Annotated in this window: 2 protein-coding genes and 2 pseudogenes; 2 read left to right on the plus strand and 2 right to left on the minus strand. The window is 67.1% G+C overall.

Annotated elements, in window-relative coordinates; translation table 11 throughout:
* Window positions 1-94: 94 nt before the first annotated feature.
* Window positions 95-502: a TetR-like C-terminal domain-containing protein gene (locus ABFX51_RS02665; protein WP_346051851.1), complete on the plus strand. Its 408-nt coding sequence runs from the start codon at window positions 95-97 to the stop codon at window positions 500-502.
* Window positions 503-604: 102 nt separating this feature from the next.
* Here ABFX51_RS02665 and ABFX51_RS02670 read toward each other — a convergent pair whose 3' ends face one another.
* Window positions 605-1,135: a VanZ family protein gene (locus tag ABFX51_RS02670; RefSeq protein WP_346051853.1), complete on the minus strand. Its 531-nt coding sequence runs from the start codon at window positions 1,133-1,135 to the stop codon at window positions 605-607.
* 402 nt (window positions 1,136-1,537) lie between these two features.
* On the opposite strand from ABFX51_RS02670, the pseudogene ABFX51_RS02675 reads away from it, so the two are divergent.
* Window positions 1,538-1,705, plus strand: a pseudogene (locus ABFX51_RS02675) (transposase); the annotation flags it as partial.
* 22 nt (window positions 1,706-1,727) lie between these two features.
* On the opposite strand, the pseudogene ABFX51_RS02680 reads toward ABFX51_RS02675, so the two are convergent.
* Window positions 1,728-1,925, minus strand: a pseudogene (locus ABFX51_RS02680) (IS110 family transposase); the annotation flags it as partial.
* Window positions 1,926-3,001: the final 1,076 nt, after the last annotated feature.

Consider the following 3,001-nt stretch of genomic DNA (forward strand, 5'->3'; position numbering starts at 1 on the left):
CCTCGACCCTGCCGCCGTGGAAGGTGCGCCCCGTCCTTGAACGGACCAGCAGTGAGGCTCGGGCTGCGCTGCAACCCCGAGCAGGGTGCTCGCGATGACCACCGGGGGTGAACTCGGCGGCGCCGCGGCCAGAGCGGCGGTCGGCAAGGCGGGCGCGTCGGCGATCTACGCGTTCGCCGACGCGTACCGCCGCTGGGTCCTGGCACACCCCGGCCGCTACGCGGCCTCCCTTCACGCACCCGCGGCGGACGACGAGGAGGACCGACGCGTGAGCGACGAATCACTGCGCGCCCTCTTGGACATCCTCGCCGGGTTCGGGCTGCACGACACCGACGCGATCGACGCCGCCCGCGCCTTGCGGTCGGCGATGCACGGTTTCGCGAGTCTGGAAAGCTCAGGCGCGTTCGGGCTGCCCCGCGATGTCGACCGCAGTTACCGCGTGCTCATCGAATCCGTGCTCTCCGGTTTGCTGGTCAACTGGTCGGGCTCCGCCCGGGCCTGACCCAGCGGGGGGGCACTTGTCACGGACCCCTTCCACGTGGCCCGCCTGCCGGTGGTGCCCTCGGCAAGTGCCCCCGTCCGTTCTGCGCCTCCGGGCCGCGGGTCAGCGCCAGCGGAACCGGTTGATGTGAACGGCAGCGGCCGGCACCCGAGACAGCGCGGAGAACAGGCCGAAACCGAGCACAGCGCCGGCCACGTTGAAGAGCAGGTCGTTCACGTCGGCCACATGGCCGCCGCCCAAGAGGTTCCCCGTGACCAGCTGGGCCAGCTCGACCGCCAGGCTGAACGCCGCTGCCAGGGCCGCCACGCGCCACCAGGAAGCTTTGCCTATAAGCAGCGGCACGAGTATCCCCACAGGTACGAAGACCAGGATGTTCGTCACCGCGTCGCCGACCTCGTAGTCCGCGAGCGGCACGAGGTAGACCTTCCACAACGCGCTGCGGGCGGGCTTGTTCAAGAAGATCGGGAACACTGTGTTCGCGACGACACCGGCGGCGTAGACACAGAGTGCAAGAGCGACGGCGGCACGCGGTACCGAGAGGCGCTCGCGGCGATGCAGGTACCACAGCAGGGTCAGGAAGATCGCTGCCGCGAGGGGAACTACCACCGGAAGCACCGGGACTTCGCGAAACACTTCATCGCCTCCTTCCGCGAGTCGCGACGCAAGACCTGGCCGGCACATCTTGCCCGAGGCGCGCCCACCCGCGCGGGTGGGGCCTGGCCGTGAACGGCTTCCGGCCGGGACGAACTATTGCTCGGGCTCGAGCAGGGCCAGGAGGATCCGCCATAGCTCGGTGCGATCGCGAGACGCAATCCTCGCGAGCCTGCGGTCGAACTCCGTCGCGAGTGCCGCGAGCGCCCGGTCGCGCCGTCTCACCCTCGGCGGTCAGTACGAGCCGGTGCCGCCGCAGGACCGCGTCGTCGATCTCGCGTCGCATGAACCCTTTTGCGACGAGGTTGCGCACGTAGACGGTCACGCTCGCCTTGGGGATCACGACCGTGGCCGCCAGCTCGGCCGGGTAGGGCGACGCGGGCAATCCTCGGCGCCCGGGTGCTCGCACAGTTCGGCGACGACCCGCACCGCTACGCCAGCGCGAAGGCCCGCAAGAACTACGCGGGCACCAGCCCCATCACCCGCGCCTCCGGGAAGAAGAAGGCCGCCCTGGCCCGCTTCGTCCACAACGACCGACTCATCGACGCCGTGATGACCCAGAGGAGCTTGAATGTCAAGCCGCAGCCGAGTTGACATGATGCGGCCAGGCGGTCGTCTCGTCGTAGAGGGTGCTGGTTTTGAGGCAGCCGTGCAGGATGCCGACGAGCCGGTTGGCCAGTTGGCGCAGGGCGGGGTTGTGGCCGACGCCGCGGGCGCGCTGGCGGTCGTAGTAGGCGCGTGCTCCGGGAGATCGCAGCAGCGCGTTGAACGCCTAAGATGTCTTTCGGAGTGGTGGCCGCGCTTGCCCTGGTCAACCTTCCTGTGTCTGATCACGACGTGGCCGGGCAGCTGCGGGCTCTGGGGCAGCGAGATTTCGCGTGCTGACCTCGTGCATCTGGTGTATCCGCTGATGGGATGGCTGTTCGATGCCGACGAGCCTGTCGAGGCCGCGGCGAAGTCCGTCGGTGACGCCGCACTGGCCGCGGGCCAGCTCGACGTGACCGGCACGCTCGAACGGTTCGATGTCGACCTGCTCGGGATCGTGCTGACCACTCTCAAGGCCGGCGGGGCGGCCAAGACCCGGGCGCAGATCTACACCCGACCGACGTCGCCGACGCGGTCGCCGCACTCCAGTTCGCCGACGCCGAGATCCGCTTCGTAGTAGCGAAGGCATGTCGTGGTTTGACCTGACCTGTCGATATGTGGATATGAAGTGGCCAGTCTCGGCGGCGACAGCCCGTCAAACGACCGCCGAAGCGCTGATTCGTGTGATGCCCGCTTTTGTGCCGAAGTCCCAAAAGTCTCCGGAGGCGAAGAAGGTCCGTTCTGCTCTTCGTCAGTGGGCCTATAACACTGAGCTGCGGAGTAGTGAGGAGCTACCGCGTGAGGTTGACGAGGTGCTCCGCTGGTGTTCGAAGTACTCCCTCCCTGTCAGGAGTGTGCTGCAAGCAGACACGCTTCGGGAGTTGGAGCGAGCTGTTACCCGGCGACTCGACGGAAAGCCGTTTGCGCCTGTCGACTCGAACCCGCTGAAAGAGGTCAAGTGGACCTCAATGCCAAAGGGTAGGCGGAAGGTTGATAAGCGTGCTGTGCCCAATCCGACCCAGGCGAGGACGCTGCTTGCCGCTGTCAGGGAAGTCCCTCGGAGTGGTCCGAGATCAGTCGCCTTCTTTGCCACGATGTATTACACGGCTCTGCGGCCTGAGGCGGCGGCTCTAAACAGGCGAAACCTCGCGTTGCCCGATCCTGTCTGGAACGAGGAGGCTCCAGGTGGACCGATAGTGGTAAGCCTAAGGGATGTCTCGTAACCCGGTGGGCGGCTGGCCGGTCCGGTAGTTGATCATGTTG

The organism is Amycolatopsis dongchuanensis, assembly GCF_039542405.1.
Taxonomy (GTDB): Bacteria; Actinomycetota; Actinomycetes; order Mycobacteriales; family Pseudonocardiaceae; genus Amycolatopsis_E; species Amycolatopsis_E sacchari.

What these genes read in the sequence shown, in the direction of transcription:
- ABFX51_RS02665 (WP_346051851.1), top strand. Translation starts at nt 95, where the DNA reads ATGACCACCGGGGGTGAACTCGGCGGCGCCGCGGCCAGAGCGGCGGTC.